Source organism: Pseudofrankia saprophytica, assembly GCF_000235425.2.
GTDB classification, from domain to species: domain Bacteria; phylum Actinomycetota; class Actinomycetes; order Frankiales; family Frankiaceae; genus Pseudofrankia; species Pseudofrankia saprophytica.
The window spans coordinates 484,177-500,929 of sequence record NZ_KI912266.1 but is presented as its reverse complement, the minus strand read 5'-3'; the positions used below and the strand labels follow the sequence as shown (position 1 = coordinate 500,929).

At 71.5% G+C, this 16,753-nt stretch carries 17 protein-coding genes; 5 read left to right on the top strand and 12 right to left on the bottom strand.

What is annotated here, in order from left to right; all coding sequences use genetic code 11:
- Positions 1-114 precede the first annotated feature (114 nt).
- The gene (locus FRCN3DRAFT_RS0202185) at positions 115-921 is read left to right on the top strand and encodes an SDR family oxidoreductase (protein ID WP_007516825.1); all 807 of its coding nucleotides are present in this window, start codon (positions 115-117) and stop codon (positions 919-921) included.
- 108 nt (positions 922-1,029) lie between these two features.
- Here the strand turns inward: FRCN3DRAFT_RS0202185 and FRCN3DRAFT_RS0202180 are convergent, their stop codons facing one another.
- The 5 genes from FRCN3DRAFT_RS0202180 to FRCN3DRAFT_RS0202160 all read right to left on the bottom strand — a co-directional run bounded on the left by FRCN3DRAFT_RS0202180 (position 1,030) and on the right by FRCN3DRAFT_RS0202160 (position 5,818).
- A complete protein-coding gene (locus FRCN3DRAFT_RS0202180; protein WP_007516823.1) occupies positions 1,030-2,313 on the bottom strand; it encodes an MFS transporter in 1,284 nt (427 codons plus the stop codon).
- 13 nt (positions 2,314-2,326) lie between these two features.
- Entirely contained in the window at positions 2,327-3,046 is a 720-nt protein-coding gene (locus FRCN3DRAFT_RS42245) for an HAD family hydrolase (RefSeq protein ID WP_007516822.1), read from the bottom strand.
- 48 nt (positions 3,047-3,094) lie between these two features.
- Positions 3,095-3,685, bottom strand: coding sequence for a DJ-1/PfpI family protein (locus tag FRCN3DRAFT_RS0202170; protein ID WP_007516820.1), 591 nt, complete (start codon positions 3,683-3,685; stop codon positions 3,095-3,097).
- A gap of 149 nt (positions 3,686-3,834) precedes the next feature.
- Positions 3,835-4,596, bottom strand: coding sequence for a cupin domain-containing protein (locus FRCN3DRAFT_RS0202165; protein WP_051466109.1), 762 nt, complete (start codon positions 4,594-4,596; stop codon positions 3,835-3,837).
- 310 nt (positions 4,597-4,906) lie between these two features.
- The gene (locus tag FRCN3DRAFT_RS0202160; protein WP_007516818.1) at positions 4,907-5,818 is read right to left on the bottom strand and encodes a LysR family transcriptional regulator; all 912 of its coding nucleotides are present in this window, start codon (positions 5,816-5,818) and stop codon (positions 4,907-4,909) included.
- Between the two features lie 406 nt (positions 5,819-6,224).
- On the opposite strand from FRCN3DRAFT_RS0202160, the gene FRCN3DRAFT_RS42240 reads away from it, so the two are divergent.
- Together FRCN3DRAFT_RS42240 and FRCN3DRAFT_RS0202150 are read left to right on the top strand one after the other, a co-directional pair.
- The gene (locus FRCN3DRAFT_RS42240) at positions 6,225-6,965 is read left to right on the top strand and encodes a type 1 glutamine amidotransferase domain-containing protein (RefSeq protein WP_198535928.1); all 741 of its coding nucleotides are present in this window, start codon (positions 6,225-6,227) and stop codon (positions 6,963-6,965) included.
- 88 nt (positions 6,966-7,053) lie between these two features.
- Positions 7,054-7,743: a type 1 glutamine amidotransferase domain-containing protein gene (locus FRCN3DRAFT_RS0202150; protein WP_007516816.1), complete on the top strand. Its 690-nt coding sequence runs from the start codon at positions 7,054-7,056 to the stop codon at positions 7,741-7,743.
- 8 nt (positions 7,744-7,751) lie between these two features.
- Here FRCN3DRAFT_RS0202150 and FRCN3DRAFT_RS0202145 read toward each other — a convergent pair whose 3' ends face one another.
- Together FRCN3DRAFT_RS0202145 and FRCN3DRAFT_RS0202140 are read right to left on the bottom strand one after the other, a co-directional pair.
- Positions 7,752-8,702: a PfkB family carbohydrate kinase gene (locus FRCN3DRAFT_RS0202145; RefSeq protein ID WP_027140173.1), complete on the bottom strand. Its 951-nt coding sequence runs from the start codon at positions 8,700-8,702 to the stop codon at positions 7,752-7,754.
- Positions 8,703-8,841: 139 nt separating this feature from the next.
- Positions 8,842-9,309 carry a VOC family protein gene (locus FRCN3DRAFT_RS0202140; RefSeq protein WP_007516812.1) on the bottom strand — a complete coding sequence of 156 codons (468 nt, stop codon included), beginning with the start codon at positions 9,307-9,309 and terminating at the stop codon, positions 8,842-8,844.
- Between the two features lie 190 nt (positions 9,310-9,499).
- On the opposite strand from FRCN3DRAFT_RS0202140, the gene FRCN3DRAFT_RS0202135 reads away from it, so the two are divergent.
- Positions 9,500-10,480, top strand: a complete 981-nt coding sequence (locus FRCN3DRAFT_RS0202135; protein WP_007516810.1) for a helix-turn-helix transcriptional regulator — start codon at positions 9,500-9,502, stop codon at positions 10,478-10,480.
- On the opposite strand, the gene FRCN3DRAFT_RS0202130 is transcribed toward FRCN3DRAFT_RS0202135, so the two are convergent.
- The 5 genes from FRCN3DRAFT_RS0202130 to FRCN3DRAFT_RS42230 form a co-directional block, all read right to left on the bottom strand.
- A complete protein-coding gene (locus FRCN3DRAFT_RS0202130; protein ID WP_007516809.1) occupies positions 10,467-11,141 on the bottom strand; it encodes a response regulator in 675 nt (224 codons plus the stop codon). The genes FRCN3DRAFT_RS0202135 and FRCN3DRAFT_RS0202130 overlap by 14 nt on opposite strands.
- A gap of 55 nt (positions 11,142-11,196) precedes the next feature.
- Entirely contained in the window at positions 11,197-12,549 is a 1,353-nt protein-coding gene (locus tag FRCN3DRAFT_RS0202125; RefSeq protein ID WP_007516807.1) for a sensor histidine kinase, read from the bottom strand.
- Between the two features lie 128 nt (positions 12,550-12,677).
- Positions 12,678-13,529: an ABC transporter permease gene (locus tag FRCN3DRAFT_RS0202120; protein ID WP_007516805.1), complete on the bottom strand. Its 852-nt coding sequence runs from the start codon at positions 13,527-13,529 to the stop codon at positions 12,678-12,680.
- Positions 13,526-14,476: an ABC transporter ATP-binding protein gene (locus tag FRCN3DRAFT_RS42235; protein WP_007516804.1), complete on the bottom strand. Its 951-nt coding sequence runs from the start codon at positions 14,474-14,476 to the stop codon at positions 13,526-13,528. Before FRCN3DRAFT_RS42235 ends, FRCN3DRAFT_RS0202120 begins: the two co-directional genes overlap by 4 nt.
- 157 nt (positions 14,477-14,633) lie before the next feature.
- Positions 14,634-15,599 (bottom strand): hypothetical protein, encoded by a 966-nt coding sequence (locus FRCN3DRAFT_RS42230; RefSeq protein ID WP_232793891.1) that lies wholly within the window; start codon positions 15,597-15,599, stop codon positions 14,634-14,636.
- Between the two features lie 530 nt (positions 15,600-16,129).
- Between FRCN3DRAFT_RS42230 and FRCN3DRAFT_RS42225 the strand changes: the two genes are divergently transcribed.
- Positions 16,130-16,738, top strand: a complete 609-nt coding sequence (locus tag FRCN3DRAFT_RS42225) for a TlpA family protein disulfide reductase (RefSeq protein WP_232793890.1) — start codon at positions 16,130-16,132, stop codon at positions 16,736-16,738.
- The last annotated feature ends 15 nt before the right edge of the window (positions 16,739-16,753 follow it).

The window sequence follows — 16,753 nt, the reverse complement described above, 5'->3', positions numbered from 1 at the left end:
CGCCGGGCGCAGGTGGCGTTTCGTGCCGGTCCTGGCGTCGCGACGGTTGTCGGTCCGATGATCCTCCTCTTGGCTCTGAACAGGAGCCGTCCTGGCGGTGAAAGAGGAGGAAACATGCGGGTGGAGTTGGGCGAGCGGGTGGCACTGGTCACCGGCGCGTCGCGGGGGATCGGGCTTGCCATCGCGCGGGCGCTGGCCCAGAACGGTGCGCGGGTGATGCTGACCGCCCGCAAGCTGCCCGCGCTGGAGGAAGCAGCCGCGGAGATCTCTGGTGACCTTGCCGATGCCGAGGGGGCCGGCGAGGTGGCGGTGTTCGCGGCTCATGCCGGTAGCCCGGAGGGAGCCGAGGCCGCGGTGGCCGCGACGGTCGAGCGGTTCGGCGGGCTCGACATCCTGGTCAACAACGCCGCGACCAACCCGTACGCCGGCCCGTTGATCGACATCGACCTGCCGAGGCTGGACAAGACCATCGAGGTCAACCTGCGCGGCCCGCTGGTCTGGACGCAGGCGGCCTGGCGGGCGCGGCTGCGCGAGCACGGCGGGACAGTGCTGAACATCGCCTCCATCGGAGGGCTGAAGTACGGCGGGCCGCTCGGCGTCTACGACATGACGAAGGCGGCTCTGATCTACCAGACGCGCCACCTGGCGACCGAGCTGGGACCCGGCGTGCGGGTCAACGCGATCGCGCCCGGCCTGGTCCAGACCGACTTCGCCCGTTACCTGTGGACGGGCGCCGGCCCTGAGGCCGACTACGGCTGGGCGCTCGGTCGTATCGGCCAGCCCCCCGACATCGCGTCGGCCGCCCTGTTCCTGGTGAGTGACGCGGCCGCCTGGATCACCGGCGAGGTCCTGGTAGTGGACGGCGGCAGCCTCCTGGGCCCCCGCCTCGCCCCGACCCCGCTGCCCTCTACCGCCGGCTGACGCAGCTGCTGGTACTTGCTGCCTGCCTGCCTGCCTGCATGCCGGCCGCACGCGACGGGCCCGGTCGCCACGCTGCTCACCCGCCGGTCTGCCTCGAGCCCGATGGTCCTACCGCCCCGCCGGCTTTGGGTCCGTCAGCGCCTGGCGCTTCCGCGTGAGTTTCGTCGGGCCTGGAATCCCGCCCGCCGGGCGCACGGTGCCGACGAGCGCCGCGCCGACCAGCGGCAGGGCGGTAAGGACGAGCAGGCAGGAGTGGTAGGGCAGGCCCGTGACGAGTGCCGGAACCGCCGCCGCACCCACGAAGAGCACCGAGGTGTTCACCCCGACCGCGGCCGTGCGCCGTTCGCCGGCGCTGAGCGTCAGTAGGCCCACCAGGCCGGGGACGACCAGGCTCGTGCCCGCGACGTAGACGACGCTGCCGAGGACCATCGCCGGCAGCGCCCCGAGCTGCAGTACGCCCAGCCCGGCGGCCGCGGTCAGGAAACCGGCCGCGCTCTGTAGCCGTGGAGAACGCCCCACCCTGGTGCGGGCCACCAGTGGAGCCGCCAGCAGCCCCACACAGCCCACCGCCTCGAACGCCAGCAGCAGGCCCGTTCCCGCCTGATGGCCGTGGATCAGGCGTCCATCGACCGCGCGGTACATCGCCACGAAGGTCCCGAAGACCCCGAACGCGGCACCGAACACCGGCCAGATCCGGCGGTCGCCCACCAGTGCCCCGACCGACCGCGCCAGGCCTTCACCCGATCCACCGCCCGACGGCGGATCAGGCGCCAGGACGAGCCAGAGTGCCGCGGCCAGCAGGCCGTAGATCCCCGCGCTGACCCAGAACACCGCCGCCCAGCCGGCCCAGGCGAGAACGCCGGTGCCAAGGAGCTGGCCGACGATGCCGGCACCGAGCAGGCCGGTGGTCAGCAGGGCCAGGGCCGGCCCGCGCCGGGCCGGCGCGGTGCGCTCGGCGGTGAGGACCAGCGCGACCGGCGCGAACATCGCCGCGGCCAGCCCCTGCCCGGCGCGCACGGCGAGGAACACGCCAAAGTCACCGGTCAGCGGCGCCGCCGCGGTCACGACGGCCAATATCCCGGTCGCGCCGGCCAGCGTCCGCCGCGGGCCCCACCGCGCCGCGACCAGCCCCGCGGCGAGGAAGCCCGCCGCGTAGGCCAGCGCGAAGGCGCCGCTGGTCCAGCCCGCCGCCGCGTCGTCGACGCCGAACCGGAGCCCGGTAGGTCCGGCCAGCGGTACCCCGGCGTACAGCGCAGCCGGGATCAGCAGCGCGCAGATCGCCAGCAGGACGGTCGTCGCGTCCAGCGCGGTGACCTGCTCACGGTTCGCCGGACTGGCCGGACTGGCCGGACTGGCCAGAACTCGTACGCGGACTTCGTCGCGGCCGCGCATGAGCCTCAGCCCCCTACACCGTGAGCTCGGCGAGCTCGGCGAGCTCGATCGGTGTGACCCCGTCCCGGTCGGCCAGCCGCAGCTGCTCGGCGGTGTGGTATCCCCACCGGGCCCACAGGCTCGGCACCCCCGCGCGGACCGCGGCGACGACGTTGCCGAGGTTGTCGTCGACGAACAGCACCCGGGCGGGATGCCCCGCCCGCGCCCGCGCCGCGTTGATCGCCGCGGGCTTGTCCACGCAGTCGCCGATGATGTCCGCGACGTGTTCGCGCAGGCCGTGGTGGGCCAGGATCCTCCCCGCCGACACGGCGTCCTTGGCGGTCACGACCACCACCCGCCCGTCGTGGCGGGCGATCGCCGCCCCGACCTGTGGGTACACCCGGTGCGCTTCCAGCCACCGCCGCGGCGCGGTCAGCCGCAGCCTCGTGCGCACCGCGCCCGCCCGCCGCTCGAAGCCCGCGACGTCATCGGCGCTGAACGTCGCGAGCAGCATCTCGTAGCCATCCTGAGAGTCGACGGCGTCGACGTCGGGGTGGTGGGCGACGAGGAACCCGCCGAGGGTGCGGGCATACGGCCTGATCCGCCGGAAGTCGTCCACGAACCGGGCAGGCAGGATCGTGGCGTCCAGCTCCGGCGGCGGCCCGTCCGGGGCCCGGTGGTGGCCGTGCCAGGCGACCACCGCGCATTCGGTGAAGGCGTCACAGATGACGCCGTCGAAATCAAGGAAGAGCATCGTCGCAAGCTCCGTGTTGGATCCGCGTGAACGGGCTCGGCGCCGTCGTCAGCCCGCGGCCAGTACCGGCGCGGCGGCGGTACCGGCGTCGGCGGTGACGGCCTGGGCGGCGAGGGCCGCGGTGGTCTCGAAGACCGCCCGCATGAACCGGCCGACGTAGGCGTAGTAGGAGCAGGTGATGATGTTGCCGTCGACCACCACGTCGCTGTCGATGACATGGGCGCCGGCATTGACGACGTCGTCCCGCAGACCGATGTAGGCGCAGGCGTTGCGGCCGCGCAGCACGCCGGCGCTCACCATGATCCACGGTCCGTGGCACAGCCCGGCGACGACGCGGCCGGACTCGGCCATGCCGGCGACGAACGAGCGCACGCGACGGTCCTGGCGGACCCGGTCCGGTGCCTCGTGGCCACCCGTGCAGATCACCGCGTCGTAGGCGGCGACGTCGAGGTCGTCGAAGCTGATGTTGGGGCTGGCGGTCTTGTCCATCGGCAGGGGAACGCCGTACTTGCCGGTGACGGGCTCGCCATCGCGGGTGGCGACGTCCACCGTCCAGCCCTCCTCCAGCAGTCGGTAGTAGGTGTAGACCACGTCGTGGTCCTGGAAGCCGGGACCGGTGAGGATGACGGCGCTGCTCATGGTGGGTCCTTTCGGAGAGACGACCAGAGGTCCGACGCGCGCCAGGGCGTACTGACGAAGGCGCGGCGGCATGGCAATGACATGGCAATGGCCTGGCTGCCCGGCAATGGCCTGGCTGTCTGGCGAAGGCAGGCGGGGCGGGGCCGGCGCTACTGGGCGCCGCTGATCGACAGGTAGCTCCTGTCGGTGGCGACCTCGTCGCGGGACGCGCCGCCCAGCACGTCGACGCTGCCGTGCACCACACCGCTCATGCCGATGGGAACGTGGAAGAGCTCGGTCGGCAGCCGGCGGTAGTACAGGTCCATCCCGGTTCTGATCTCGTAGCTGAACCGGCGGTCCGGGGACGCCCGGCGGATGACCGCGTGCGGGATGTGCGGGGCGCGGCGCAGCGGGCTGCCGTCGAGATGGCTGGCCGTGGGCTCGTAGGCGGTCGTCGCGCGGTCGTAGCTGTCCGTCAGGCGGACCAGGTCGAACTTGTTGCGCGGCAGCTCCACCTCCACCAGGGCCAGCTGGGCGGAGCCGGTGTTGGTGGTGCCGTGGAAGGCCCCCGCGCCGATGCGCACCGCCGTTCCCGGGCCGACCTCGAACGCCCCGTCCAGTGTCGAGATCTCGCCGGTTCCCCCCAGGCACAGCAGATAGGTCACCTTGCGGGGATGGGCATGCACGGAGGTCGCGTGCCCGGGCTCGATACGCAGCTCCCAGACGTCATGGAAGTCGTCGGCGAAGACCCGGTACTCGCAGCCCCATGGTTTGTCGATATGTTCGTTGAGGTGCTCGTGGTGTTCCGGGTTTTCCTGTTGGGCCCGGCTGCCCCGGCGCAGCAACCGTTCCAGCTCGCGTACGTCCTTTTCGGACGTCCGTATGGCGATACGATCGATCGTCTCGGCGGAGGGCTGCCGGACTATTGTCACCGAAGAAGACATCACGCACTACTCCGATTTACTATCGGCCCGCAATTCGTGGAGGTGTCGGGAGGTGATCGCCTCGGGCAGCATGCTGCCACGGGAATCGCGTCCCGGCCAATAACGAATTGGCGCCGCGTCATCATCGCGGCGATGGCGATGATTAGTAGCCGACAGCGGTGACGGATAGCCGACACGACACGGCGAAGCCTTCGCCGCCGTGGGCCCGGCCCGTTGGCATCGCTGGCCCATCGGCATCGCCGACGTGTCAGTACGGCCTGCCCGTCAGTGCGGCCCGCCCGTCAGTACGGCCGGGCCGTCACCACAGCCGGGCCTGCAGCAGCAGCCGGGTGTGCACCTCAGCCAGGTGAGGCTGGGTCAACGATCCGGCGCGGACCGCGAGGAACAGGGTGTTGATGGGCGGGATCTCCGGGGTGTGCAGCTCCCGCAGGGATCCGTCGGCGAGATGGTCGGCGATCAGGTAGCGCGGCACGACTCCCACCCCGGCCCCCGCCAGCAGCGTGGAGATCACCCCGCGCAGGTCGTCGACGGTCACGACCACCCGCAGCCGGGGCAGCACCCCGAAGGCGAGCGAACAGTACTGGTGCAGCAGTGAGTCGCCGCTGGAGCCGGTGACCACGGCGACGTCCTGCAGCGCGACGGCCCCCCACTGGGAGAACCGCTCCGGGGTGAGCAGGCGGGCCCAGTCGTCGGTGCCGACCAGGACGAGGTCCTCGTCGCACAGGGCGGTCACCTGCAGCCGCCGGTCGCGGCTGTACACGCTGCTGATGACGATGTCCTGGTGGCCCTCGGTCAGGCCTTCCAGCAGGTTCTCCGCCGTCCCGAGCGTCACCTGGATGCGCAGGCCCTGGCGGACCAGGTCGGCCAGGGAGGGCAGTACCCGCGCCGAGGTCAGCTCCGGCGGCCCGCCGAGATGCACCACCCGGCTCAGCGGCCCACCGTCGCCCGTGATGCGCGCGACGATCACCTGCTCCAGCGCGTCGACGTGGTTGGCGATCTCGGTCGCCAGCCGTTCCGCGTCTCCGGTGGGCAGCACGCCCCGGCTGGTGCGGTCGAACAGCGGACGGCCGATGGCGGTTTCCAGGGCCTTGACCTGACCGGTCACCGCGGGCTGGCTGAGCCCGAGCTCCCGCGCGGCGCGGGTGAGCCCGCCGGACCGGTAGACGGCGAGAAAGGTGCGGAGAAGGTCAAGGTCGGGCCTCTGCTGCACGTCTTCCCCCAGCGGTCGGAGTGTGTTTCAGGCTCGTGCCGTTCCTCTTCGTTGCGCGGTCACCGGTATCTCCCGGGCGCGGGCGGATTTCGGCGCGGCCGTGCTTCCGGGCGAAAAGCCGCCGGGCCAGGTCGTTGTTCACCCGGCACCGGTCAATTATCACCACTTCCGATCACGGGCCACTGTGCGCTCCCTCGGGCCGCGGACAAGGTGGTTCCGGACACTTCGTTGTTTTCTTCGGATTGTCAGCGCAATACGGCGCGTTCGGAAGGCATGCGGCGGTGTGTTGCCGCTGCGCCGCGCGGTACCGGCCGGTGAACGCTCACGGCGGCCACCCGCGGCGCGCGCCGGCGGACCGACCCGCCTCGGCCTGCGAGACTCGGCGGGAGGGAGCATGATCGAGGGGATGAGCATGATCCGCAGCTCCGGACCACCACGGGTCCTGATCGTCGTCAGCAGCTGGACCCGGCTGGGGAACACCGGCCGGGCCACGGGTTTCTGGCTGCCAGAGGCCGCGTATCCCTGGTGGGAGGCGAGCGCCGCCGGCTACCAGGTCGACATCGCGAGCATCCTCGGCGGCCGCCCACAGGCCGACGGAGTCGACCACAGCGACCCGGTGCAACGCCTCTTTCTCGGCTCCCAGGACGTCCGCGACGCGCTGGACGGCACTCCGGCGGTGAGCGAGGTCGATCCGGCGGACTACGCGGCGGTCTTCCTCGCCGGCGGATACGCCGCCATGTGGGACATGCCGGACAACCCGGCCCTCGGTGCGCTGGTCGCGGCGGTCTGGACCGCGGGTGGCGTCGTGAACGCCGTCTGCCACGGGCCGGCGGGGTTGCTCCCTGCTCGGCGCGACGACGGAACCCCGCTTGTGCGAGGTCTGCGGGTCACCGGCTTCAGCCACGACGAGGAGCGCAAGGCCAGCATGATCGGCGTCGTCCCGCTGCTGCTTCCCGATGCGCTGACCGCGCTGGGGGCGCACTACGAGTCCGGCCGTAGCTACGCCCCTCGGGTGGTGGTCGACTCGAGGGTCGTCACCGGCCAGAACCCGGCGAGCGCCCCCGAAGCCGCCCGGATCACCATGCAGCTTGTCGCCGATGCCGCCAGCCATAAAAAATCTTATGGCCCGGGCCTTGGCGCACATTAGACGGCACCTGCTCCCGCACCTACCGTCGGCCCCGACAGATCTTCAGCACGACCCAGATCTTCAGGACGACACGGAGAGGCTGCCGACGATGGCTCCGAACAAGCGAATCCTGATCGCCCTCACCAGCCACAGCGACCTGGGTGCGACCGGGCGCGGTACCGGTTTCTACGTCTCCGAGGCCGCGGACCCGTGGCAGGTGTTCCGGGCGCACGGCTACGAGGTCGACCTCGTCAGCACCGCCGGCGGCGAGCCGCCCCGAGACGGCGTGAAGCCCGACGACCCGACCCAGCGGAGGTTCCTCACGGACCCCGACATCGCCGCCAAGCTGCGCGCGACCCCGACCCCCGACCAGCTCGACCCGGCGGCGTACGACGCGATCCTCTACGCGGGCGGCCACGGCACCATGTGGGACTTCCCCGGCGACACCGACCTGGCGGAGCTCGCCCGTCGCATCTACGAGGACAACGAGGGCGTCATCGCCGCGGTCTGCCACGGCCCGGCCGGACTGGTCAACATCACCCTTTCCAACGGCCGCCCCCTCGTCGAGGGAAAGAGCCTCGCCGCGTTCACCAACGACGAGGAGCACGCGGTCGGCCTCGCCGACACCGTTCCGTTCCTGCTGCAGAGCAGGCTGGAGGACCTCGGCGCCAAGCACCTCGGCGCCCCCAACTTCGCGGCGCAGGTCGTCGTCGACGGCCGACTGGTCACCGGGCAGAACCCGGCCAGCGCCACCGGGGTCGCCGAAAAGGTCATCGAGGTCCTCGCGGGCCGTCCCTGACCCAGCGGTCAGGAGAGGTCGGCCCGGGCGGGCAGGGCGTCGTAGGCGCCGGGGCGGGTGATGGTCAGGGCGGCGGCCGACTGTGCCCGGTAGACGGTGTCGGCCTGGGTCGCCCTTGCGACGTGGTGGGCGGAGAAGACCGCGGTGAAGGCGTCGCTGGCGCCGGTCGTGTCGATGACCTCCGTGGGATGCGCCGGGTAAGCGCGGGTCGTCGCGCCGTCGTAGACCGCGCAGCCGCGTTCGGCGAGGGTGACGCAGACCAGTGGGACGGCGAGCATCCGGCCGACGGCTTCGGCCAGGTTCTCGGCGGGACCGTCGCGGGCCGGGTGGCCGTCGGGCAGGAGGGCGCGCGCCTCAAGCTCGTTCGGGATGAGGACGTCGACGAGATCCCACCGCACGGCGTCGAACTGCTGGCGATCGGCGGGTCGCGGCGCGGGGTTGACGATGACCAGGGCGCCCACGGCCCGGGCGATCCCGGCGACGGGGGAGATCGCCTCGGGAGTCTCGAAGGTGAGCAGGACGGCGTCGGCGCCGCGAATGGCCTGCTCCGCCCGGGCGATGACCTCGGACGTGACGGCGTACTCGTCCGGGACGCGCCAGACGAAGGCGTTCCGGCCGTCGGGGGCGGTGAACACGAGACAGATGGGGGTCGGCACGGTCGGGTGCTGGGCGATCGTGGTCACGTCGATGCCCTCGGCGGCGAGCGTCGCGAGCAGCGACGATCCGACCGGGTCTACGCCGAGCACCCCGACGGCCGAGACACGGGCGCCAGTACGGGCGAGGGCGACGGCCTGGTTTAGGCCCTTGCCGCCCGGGACCGTCCGGACCGACTCGGGGCGCAGGTCGTCGCCCCAGTCCGGGAGACGCGGGGTGCCGATCAGGCAGTCGGCGTGGTACGAGCCGACCACGACGAACCGCAGGTCGCGGACCGGTCGCGGCGTCCTGATGTCAGTAGTCAACCCGCCCCCTTCCCCGGACACGATGCGTGATCCTAGGGGCCGGCCGTGCGCTGCCACCGGGACGGTCGGGCCGGCCACCTGGAGCGGCCGCCCGGAGCGGCACGCGGGACGGCCAGGCGGCGACCGGCGACGGGTCCGGTCAGCTGCCGGCGCCGGGCAGTGTCTCGGAGAGTTCGATCATGTTGCCCCAGGGGTCGCGCAGGAAGGCGAGCCGCCGGCTGATGGCCTCGATCTCGAACGGTTCCCCGATCAGGTCGACCCCTCGGGCGGCGAGCTCCGCCCGGGCCCGGTCGACGTTGTCGACATGAAGGCACAGATGCTGGTATCCGCCGTATTCCAGACTGACCGCCAGGTCGTCGAGGACGGGGTTCGGATTCGGCACCGGCCCGCCGAGCAGCTCGAGATGGAAGTCGTCATCCGCGGCCGGGCTCAGATAGGCCAGCAGCAGTTCTCCGTATGGCCATTCCCGTAGGACCCTGAAGTCGAGCTTCTCGGTGTACCAGCGCTTTGCGGCCTCGTAGTCCGGGACGCGGACACCGACGTGGTGTCCGGTGACCGAGGCGAAAGGGCTCGAGGTGTTCTTCGGCGGATGCGGGGGCATCGGCATTGCGGGCTCCTGGGAACGGCGGCTCTCGGTGAGCCGAGGCGGTGGTCCGGGTCGTTCGAAGTCAACACCGGCGGGACAACCGTCCGCCCCACGCTGACCGGCCCTGCTCGGGCGGGGTCCGCTGAACCTGGTTCTGGCCGTACCAGGTTCCGTCTTCCGCCGTGGCCACGGCCGCGCGGATACTCGCGGGATGGCTCTGGAGGCGATGGACCGATCGGCTGAGCTGCGGGACTTCCTACGTTCGCGACGCGCTCGGCTCAGCCCCGCGGACGTCGGGCTTCCCTGGCGGCACGACGGCCGCCGGGTGCCGGGGCTGCGCCGCGAGGAGGTCGCGATCCTCGCCGGGGTCAGCGTCGACTACTACACCCGGCTGGAGCAGGGCCGTGCCCGCAACGTCTCCGACCAGGTACTCGACGCCCTCTCGGCGGCGCTGCGACTCGACGGCCTGGAACGCGACCACCTGCGCCTGCTCGCCCGCCCGCGGCGCTCGATGCCCGAGACCGCTCACCCGGGCGGTGCGGATTTCGGCGCCCGCGGCGTCGGCGGTGTCGATGGCGCTGGCCGCGCCGCGGGCGGTGTGGCCGGGCAGGCACGGCCCAAAGCGTCCGCCGCGGTCCGCGCCATGGTCGACGCACTCGATCCCGTACCGGCGATCCTGCACGGCCCACTGCTGGAGGTGCTGGCGATCAACCGGATGGGCGCGATCCTCTTCGACGACTTCGCGGCCATGCCCGTGCGGGAACGGAACATGGCTCGCTGGACATTTCTGGACCCCCGGGCGCGCGCCGTGTACCCGCGCTGGGAGACCGTGGCCGCGCAGATGGTGGCGATTCTTCGCCGGGCGGCGGGACAGCGGGTCGACGACCCGGCGCTGAACGATCTCGTCGGTGAGCTCACCGTACGTTCCGGCGATTTCGCGCGGTGGTGGGCCGACCACGCGCTCTTCCAGCACACCCACGGGGCGAAGACCGTCCACCATGATCTCGTCGGCGATATGGATCTGCGCTACCAGTCACTAGTGCTCCCGCAGGACCCGGGCCAGAACCTCATCCTGTACACGGCGCTCGCCGGGTCGCCCACGGCGGAGAAGCTCGGTCTGCTTTCCACCTGGGACCCGCGACCCGGCGCGTCCACCGCCGAGCTCGGGGCCCGGCCGGTCAGCTCGGCGTGATGGGTGGGAGGAGGCCGCGTTCGAGGGCGATGGTGACGGCGCGGGTGCGGTCGTCGACCTGGAGCTTGGCGAAGATCCGCAGCAGGTGGGTCTTGACGGTGGCCTCGCCGATGAACAGCTCGCGGGCGATCTCGGCGTTGGTGCCGCCGCGGGCGACCGCCGCGAGCACCTCGGTCTCGCGGCGCGTCAGGGTGACCGGCTCCGGCGCGCGCAGGCGGGAGGCCAGCCGGGCGGCGACGGGCGGGGCGAGCACGGTCTCGCCGCGCGCCGCCGCGCGGATCGCCTCGGCGAGCGTGTCGAGCGGGGCGTCCTTGAGCAGGTAGCCGGCGGCGCCGGCCGCGACGGCGCGGACGATGTCCGCGTCGCCGTCGTAGGTGGTCAGCACGAGCACCGCGACGCGCGGATGGCTCGCGCTGATCCGCTCGATGGCCGCCACGCCGTCCAGGCGCGGCATCCGTAGATCCATGAGCACTACGTCGGGCAGCAGCTCCCCGGTCTGGGCGACGGCCTGCTCGCCGTCGGCGGCGGTGCCGACGATCCGCAGGCCGGGCTGGCTGGCGAGCATCCCGACCAGTCCCGACCGCACCACCGGGTGGTCGTCGGCGACGAGGACCCCGATCGTCGCCTGCTCCTCGCCCGTCATCACGATCTCCGCTTCCATCCGGGTGCCTGTGCCTGTGCCTGTGCCTGTGCCGGTGGTGCAGGTGCCTGTGGCGTCACCGCTGGCGTATGACCCGGGCTACCACCTGCGTGCCGGCGCCCGGCGCCGACGTGACCAGCAGCTCGCCACCGGCCTCCTCCACCCGGCGGCGCATGCCGACCAGCCCGCTGCCGGTCTCGGTACCCACCGCGAAGCCGACCCCGTCGTCCACGACCCGCAACGTCGCCTCGCCAGGCCGGGCCGTGTCCAGGGCGACGGTCACCCCGGACGGCGAGGCGTGCCGACGGGCGTTCGTGAGGGCTTCCTGGGCGGCGCGCAGCAGCATCAGCTCCTCGGCCGGGAGCAGGCCCGACGGGCCGCCGGTGGCGATTGTGCCGCCGTCGCCGTCGCCGTCGCCGTCGCCGTCGTTGCCGGTCGGCTCGGGGGTGAACCGGATGTCGACCTCGATGCCGGTCTCCCGGGTGAAGCGGCCGGCGAGCTGGGTGAGCGCGTCGCGAAGGCTGGTGCCGTCCAACTCGACCGGCGACTGGGCCGCCACCAGGGCGCGTGCCTGCGCCAGGTTCTCGCTCGCGACCTCCTCGACCAGCTCGAGGCGTTCGCGCGCGGCCGCCGGGTCGGCGCCGAGCTGGGCGATGGCGGTGCGGGCCAGCATGAGGATGCTCGTGTAACCCTGCGCGAGCGTGTCGTGGACGTCACGGGCCATCCGGTCCCGCTCGGCCTGCGCGCCGCGCTCGCGCTCCAGCGCCGCGACCTCCGCCCGCGCGCTCTCCAGCTTCTCGATCAGACGCGCCTGCTCGCGGCTGCGGTCGAACAGGCTGTGGACCCAGATGCCCATCAGCAGAGCGAACGCGACCCCGATCGCCTGGTTGGCGATCAGGCTGACGAGATCCGGCCGGTCCCGCGCCGGGCGCAGCGCCATCCCGACGATGCTGGCGGTGACCAGCGCGAGCGACCAGAAGGTGCCCGGGAGTGGCCGGTCGACCAGGGACCACACCTGGGCGTAGACGATGAAGAAGATGAACAGCGTGTCCGGATCGGTCCTGGCCAGCACGCCGATCCCGGCGACGAGCACGACCAGGTAGACGACGATGAGCGCGCGGCCGCGGGGTGACACCCTGGCCGCGGTCAGGCCCACCCGGCCGGCCACCGCGTAGGCGAGCACGATCGCGCCGATCGCGGCCAGCGCCGCCGGGCGGCACCAGGGCTCGGACAGGTCGTTGGTCAGGATCGTGAGCACGGCGAGCGCCGCGAGGATGACGAAGGACCCGTGCAGGCCCACCAGCACCCGGCGCCAGACGCGCGCGCCCATGGGCGGGCCCTCGTGCGTCGACGGGTCGGCCTGGCTGGGCAGCAGGAACGAGCCGACGCCGCGCCAACACCTCGTCACCAGTGCCGCGCCCGAGTTCACCTGTGAACCTCCGCCTCGACCCACTGCGCCACGACAGGACCCATTGCGCCACGACAGATGGTCTAACGACTCTGGGGACAGAGGCCGCCGGGTGCGCGAAGAAGAGCATTTTCGCGCACCCTTGGCCCTTAGGAGACGCGGCGCCAGCGGAAGCGACGGGCGCAGACGATGATGCCGACGACGACCCAGGCGGCGAGGATGAGAGCCGTCCGGCCGTGCTCCCAGCCACCGGCCACCTCTGCGCTCGCGGCGGCGTCGGGCAGGAACACCGAGCGCATCCCCTGTGTCAGCCACTTCAGCGGGAAGATGCTCGCGATCGTCTGCATCCAGCCGGGCAGGTCGCTGTAGACGAAGAAGACTCCGGAGAAGAACTGCAGCACGAGCGCGATCGGCACGATGATCGTGTCCGCGTTCTTCGCTGATTTCGGCAGCAGCGACACGGCGAAGCCGAGCGCCGTCCCGGCCAGCGTGCCCAGCAGCGTCACCCAGCCGAACGTCAGCCAGTGGGCGGCGTCCACGGGGAACGGGACGTCGAAGGCGAAGCGTGCCACCACGACCAGCAGGGCCAGCTGGGAGACGGTCGTCACCAGCACCTGGGCCGCCTTGCCGGCCAGGTAGGAGATCGCCGGCGTGCCGAGCGCCTGCAGCCGGGCCAGCTCGCCGGCGTCTCGCTCGCCTGCGATCCGGATGCCCAGCTGCTGGAACGTGTTGAGGATGATGCCGGTCGCGGCGATGCCGGCGGTGAAGTACTGGACGTAGGTGACGCCGCCCGCGACGTCGCCGCCCATGTCGATCGACCCGAAGATCACCAGCATGATGATCGGGTAGAAGAAGGAGAAGACCAGCGCCTGGCGAGCGCGCAGGTAGAGCCGAAGCTCGAGCGCGGCCCGCGCCCGGGCGATCCGCGCCGCGCTCGGGGGTGCCGCGACCGGGCCGCGGGCGAGGACGGGTTCGGTGGCGGTGGTAGTGGTGGTGGTCATGACCCACTCCTGGTGGTGACGCGCGGCTGGTGCGGCAGGTCGGGTTCGGAGGTCGGGTCGGGCTCGGCTGGCTGGGCGGGTTCGGCCGGTCGCGGGGTCTCGCCGTCGGCGGCGCTCAGCAGCTCGAGGTAGATGTCCTCGAGGGTGGGGCGGCGGATCTCCAGGTCCTCGATCTCATCGCCGCCGGGCGTCTCGGCCAGCAGCTGGCGGACGACCGCCGTCGGGGTCCGGGTGGTGACCTCGTGGACCAGATCGCCGGTGCGCCAGCGGACGGTCGCGCCGTCGCGTAGCTCGCCGCCGAACTCGGCCGTCGGCGCGACCTCGAGCAGCCGCCCGTGCGCGATCACCCCGACCCGGTCGGACAGCCGCGCCGCCTCGTCCAGGTAGTGGGTGGTGAGCAGGATCGTCGTCCCGTCGGCGCGCAGCTTCGTGACCAGCTCCCACAGCTGCCGGCGGCCCTGGGGGTCGAGGCCGGTCGTCGGCTCGTCCAGGAAGAGCAGCTCCGGACGGCCCTGCACGCCGAGCGCGACGTCGAGCCGGCGGCGCTGACCGCCGGACAGGTTGACGATCCGGGTGTTCGCCTTGTCACTGAGACCGACGGCCTCGATCAGCTCGTCGGCGGGCCGCGGCGACGCGTGGTACGCGGCGAAATGGCGGACGGCCTCGGCGACGCTGAGGTCGAGCGCCGCGCCGGTGGTCTGCGCGACGACGCCGATCCGTGAGCGCCAGCCCCGGTTCGCGCTGGCGGGATCGCGGCCGAGCACGGTGACGCCGCCGCCGTCCCTGGAGCGGAACCCTTCGAGGATCTCGACGGTGGTCGTCTTGCCCGCCCCGTTGGGCCCCAGCAGCGCGAAGCACTCTCCGGCCTCGATGGTCAGATCGAGATCATGGACGACGGCCCGCCCGTCATACGTCTTGCGCAATCCCGAAATCTCTATCGCTGGCATACCGCCACGATCTCCGCCGGAATGCCTCTCGCGGAACCACCGGGAGTTGGGCCGTGGTGTCCACCGATCGGTGGACACCACGCACGCGGGCCCGGCGCGTCGGCACCGGTGTGGCAACGGCGGGTCTGCACCCGCCGTCAGTCCTTCGGTAGGCCGCTTAGCGGTTCGAGAGGGTGCCGGTGCCGAAGTTGCACTTGTGCCCGGTACCCCCGAAACCGGGGCGAGAGATGTCGAAATCCAAGGTGTTGTCCCGGCCGGTCATGTTGTGATACACCACGTCGCAGGTATGGCCGGTCGCCTTGTCGGTCACTGTGATCACCTGCGGGCCCTCGTACATCGCTCCAGAAGTCCAGGACGTCTCGCCCGCGCTGTCCCACACCGCGAACGACGAGATCGGGAAGCCGGTGGAGGAGCTGGCGCGACCGCCGAAAACGAGGATCCTGACTCGGTCCTTGGGGATTGCCGTACCCCCATCGGTGATGCTTCCGCTGACACGGGTCGTCCCCGGGTCCGCGAGGGTGGGGACGGCGATTCGCCCGATGGGCGCGGAGTAGGCCCAGCCGTCGGTGTTGGGGTTGAAACGTTCGACTTCGAAGCGCGGGTGAACGTACTCCCGGTCGCGGTTGATGTCGGGGTAGAACTCCACCGACAGGGTTGCGGTGCGCCGACCCCAGTCCGTCCGCACGTAGCGGCCGGTGACGATGTCCCGCTGAATGTTTCCCATGAAGTACCCGAACGGGAAAAGTAGCCCCTGGCCGGCTTGGAACCGGGTGTAGGTGGTATAGCTTCCACGCTCTTCACAGGCATTGATGTATGTTTCTGCCAGATTCTGGCAGGGCAGGTACTTGTTCGTGGGGGAGCCAAGCACCAAATCCACGCCCACCGCGCCGGAAATCGGCAGCAGCCCGCCATGGAGGTCGGTGTAACCCTCGAACGGTATCGCGACGCCATAACGGCGCGATGGGTCTTTCGGGAACTGCGTGGTGTCGGCGGCCCAGGCCCCCGCGGAACTCATCGCCATGAACAGAAGGTTGAGGACCACCGCGAACGCCGCCGCCGCATACGTGACCCGCCGTGTCCGGCCCGAAAGAGTGCCAACCAGGACCGGCTTCCACTTCAGCACGCTTCGCACCCCAGACGCTGCTACGCAGAGTGACAACACAAAGGGTGACCATACATATACGCAGAGCGATGATCTGTGATCGGGCCGTCGCCGTCGCCGTCGCCGTCGCCGTCGCCGTCGCGGTCCGGTGCGTCGACGTCGGCATCGGCGCGTCGCGGGGTCGCCGGCCGGCAGGGAGAGCGGAAGGCGCGTGGCGGGGCCGTTCGGGCCCGATCGATGGCCGGTGAGCTTCACCACGCCGCACCGCCGTCACACCCAACGTCGCGTCCGCGTTCCGCCCATCACGCCTGGGCCCGCATCAACCGAGCACGGGTACGCGACCGTGATGGACCGGGGCCGAGTGGGGCGTGTACGAACGGCGCGACTTACTGTGTAGGGGAAGTTCTACGAGTGGTCGTAGACACCGTGTCGGAGCGGCGGGCGTGGCGCACATACTGGGTGGCGTGCTGGAGATGCGACGGCGGGACTCGTGTGTGCCGCGGACCTCCCAGATCGCTTCGCGATCCGGCAGGGACCCCGGGCGTGCGCCGGTGCCCGATGCGCTGCCGGTGACCCGGCGGCGGTTCGCCAGGATCGCGGGGGTGCCGGCCGCGCTGGCGCTGGTCGTGGGCCTGGTGCTTGCCGGCTGCTCGACGGGCTCGAACGCGGTCGACGCGACCGGCGGCGGCAGTTTCGGGTTCGTGCAGCAGGCCGCCGGGCAGGACTTCGTCCCGCCGGCCGACCGTAAGCCGGCTCCCAGGCTGGCCGGTACCACGCTGACCGGAGAGAAGCTGGATATCGCGTCGCTACGCGGCAAGCCCGTTGTGATCAACTTCTGGGCGAGCTGGTGCGCGCCCTGTCGCGAGGAGACGCCCCACCTCGTCGAGCTAGCGGGGAAGAGACCGGGCGTCGCGTTCGTCGGGGTAAACGAGAAGGAGCAGGGCGTCTCGCCGGGTCTGGCGTTCGCCCGGGACCACGGGGTCACCTACCCCAGCATCTTCGACAAGAACGGCATCCTCGCGGTGGGCTGGCCGATCGCGCTGGGGCTGCCGTCCACGGTCGTGCTCGACGCGAAGGGCCAGATCGCGGCCCGGTTCACCGGCGCCGTCTCGACCGAGGGGCTCACCGCGGTCCTCGACCAGCTGTCGGCCGAGACGTGATCGCCCCGAGCAGCG

Excerpts from the sequence above, each read along its gene's own strand:
- FRCN3DRAFT_RS0202185 (WP_007516825.1), top strand. The coding sequence starts at position 115 with ATGCGGGTGGAGTTGGGCGAGCGGGTGGCACTGGTCACCGGCGCGTCG.
- FRCN3DRAFT_RS0202180 (WP_007516823.1), bottom strand. The coding sequence starts at position 2,313 with ATGCGCGGCCGCGACGAAGTCCGCGTACGAGTTCTGGCCAGTCCGGCC.
- FRCN3DRAFT_RS42245 (WP_007516822.1), bottom strand. The coding sequence starts at position 3,046 with ATGCTCTTCCTTGATTTCGACGGCGTCATCTGTGACGCCTTCACCGAA.
- FRCN3DRAFT_RS0202170 (WP_007516820.1), bottom strand. The coding sequence starts at position 3,685 with ATGAGCAGCGCCGTCATCCTCACCGGTCCCGGCTTCCAGGACCACGAC.
- FRCN3DRAFT_RS42240 (WP_198535928.1), top strand. The coding sequence starts at position 6,225 with ATGAGCATGATCCGCAGCTCCGGACCACCACGGGTCCTGATCGTCGTC.
- FRCN3DRAFT_RS0202150 (WP_007516816.1), top strand. The coding sequence starts at position 7,054 with ATGGCTCCGAACAAGCGAATCCTGATCGCCCTCACCAGCCACAGCGAC.
- FRCN3DRAFT_RS0202140 (WP_007516812.1), bottom strand. The coding sequence starts at position 9,309 with ATGCCGATGCCCCCGCATCCGCCGAAGAACACCTCGAGCCCTTTCGCC.
- FRCN3DRAFT_RS0202135 (WP_007516810.1), top strand. The coding sequence starts at position 9,500 with ATGGCTCTGGAGGCGATGGACCGATCGGCTGAGCTGCGGGACTTCCTA.
- FRCN3DRAFT_RS0202130 (WP_007516809.1), bottom strand. The coding sequence starts at position 11,141 with ATGGAAGCGGAGATCGTGATGACGGGCGAGGAGCAGGCGACGATCGGG.
- FRCN3DRAFT_RS0202120 (WP_007516805.1), bottom strand. The coding sequence starts at position 13,529 with ATGACCACCACCACTACCACCGCCACCGAACCCGTCCTCGCCCGCGGC.
- FRCN3DRAFT_RS42235 (WP_007516804.1), bottom strand. The coding sequence starts at position 14,476 with ATGCCAGCGATAGAGATTTCGGGATTGCGCAAGACGTATGACGGGCGG.